Source organism: Methanophagales archaeon, assembly GCA_021159465.1.
Taxonomy (GTDB): Archaea; Halobacteriota; Syntropharchaeia; order Alkanophagales; family Methanospirareceae; genus G60ANME1.
The window spans coordinates 1-1,550 of sequence record JAGGRR010000258.1; the positions used below are offsets into that span (position 1 = coordinate 1).

Consider the following 1,550-nt stretch of genomic DNA (forward strand, 5'->3'; position numbering starts at 1 on the left):
AGAAAAACCTCGAAAGTGAGTGCGTGGGGCATTCGGCTCACGGTCCCCGCTGAATGCCTACGGTGGCTGGGACTCAAGGTTGGGGACCAAGTAGAGTGGGATTTTGTTATGAGGGACGGCAAAAAGGTAGTGATTTTGCGGAAAGCGGAGGAGGTGAGCGACAGTAATGACTGAACAGCTACCGACCGTCCAAGAGGAGAAGAAGGAAGAGAAGGAGAAGAAAGAGGAGAAGAAAGACATAGTGGAAGAAGCGGTGGCGATGACGGAAGAGGAGTTAGAAGCGGAGGTAAAAGAAGTAATCGGAGACATAAAGCAGTGGCAGCGGGAGCGTGAACAAGAATTCTTGAGGCGATCAGGCTTTGAAGAGCGGAAACTGCAGGATAAGACACAATTCATCAAGCGAATCGAGAACGGAATCATTGGACGAACATACAATGACAAGTATCCAAACGGGCGATTCTGGGGTTTTCGAGGGGATAGGAAAAATCCTATGACCGATCAGGAACTCAAAGAGATAGAGGAGATACAGAAGTTCTATGCGTTCAGAAAAGGCGAAATAGCAATGCCACAGCCATCCACCGTTCCCGCAGTCAGGCGAGAGGTGCAAGAGAAAACATTAGAGATAAAAGGAGGCGTATACAAAGTCGGGGGGCACGAGGAACCAGACGCATGGCTCGTCCAGCAATGGGCTAACCAAGCGGGCGTGAGCACGGAGATAATAGAAGCGACACAAACAACAGAATTCGCAAAAGCTATTGTGCGGGCACGTATAGGAGAGCAGTTCGTTGATGAATCGGTGATACATGTTTTTGATATTGCAAAAGAAGCAATAGCACTGGAGATAGTGGAAAAAATGGAGCGAGAAGGAAAGAAACCAATAGAAGACTGGGATGATGAAGGAAAGCCTATACTTTCGAGTGAAGCTCGGCGCAGAATCTACGAGCGTTTTCTCCGATTCAGAGTGTTTGCCGTTAGGGATGCAATTACAAAGGCTGCACGTCGTGCACAACTCAAAATCATGAACAAGGAGTGGCGAGAGGAAGAGGAGATCGAGGCAGAGGCAAGCGAGGTGCGAATGGTGCATGAGGGGTGAGAAAAGATGGAAAGTTTGAGGGAACGGGCGATACAGGCAGCAAAGGAACGGCAAGAACGAAGGAAACGGAACAAGCGAGAAGCCGCAGAAAAATTCGCAGAAATGGCAAAAAAAGAATTCCAGGAACGCTTCGGAGAGGTAGAGATCAATGTTAAACCCGTCAGTGGGAACATTGCTGAGATTACCGCAGAAGGCTTGAAATTCACCGCAAAGAAAACACAAGTCGAATATGCCGAGTATGTAGATTTTTATGTCTGGATTCAGTGTGCCAATTGCGGCAAATTCATTCACGCATACTGCGAGAACATAGCGGATGTAGGCGATCTGCTAATGAAGGGAGAGATATGCAATGACTGCAAATACGGGAATGTTGATATTCCCACAGTAGAATCAGATGCAGAACGAGTTTTGAATTTACTCAGAGAAATCATTGAGATCGTGAAAAATTGAAAAAAAA

2 protein-coding genes are annotated in these 1,550 nt (G+C 47.0%); both read left to right on the plus strand.

Annotated elements, in window-relative coordinates:
- The first annotated feature begins 166 nt into the window (after positions 1-166).
- The gene (locus tag J7J01_10515) at positions 167-1,093 is read left to right on the plus strand and encodes a hypothetical protein (GenBank protein MCD6211291.1); all 927 of its coding nucleotides are present in this window, start codon (positions 167-169) and stop codon (positions 1,091-1,093) included.
- 6 nt (positions 1,094-1,099) lie between these two features.
- Complete coding sequence (locus J7J01_10520; protein MCD6211292.1) at positions 1,100-1,543, plus strand: hypothetical protein; 444 nt, start codon at positions 1,100-1,102, stop codon at positions 1,541-1,543.
- Positions 1,544-1,550: the final 7 nt, after the last annotated feature.

Excerpts from the sequence above, each read along its gene's own strand:
- J7J01_10515 (MCD6211291.1), top strand. The coding sequence starts at position 167 with ATGACTGAACAGCTACCGACCGTCCAAGAGGAGAAGAAGGAAGAGAAG.
- J7J01_10520 (MCD6211292.1), top strand. The coding sequence starts at position 1,100 with ATGGAAAGTTTGAGGGAACGGGCGATACAGGCAGCAAAGGAACGGCAA.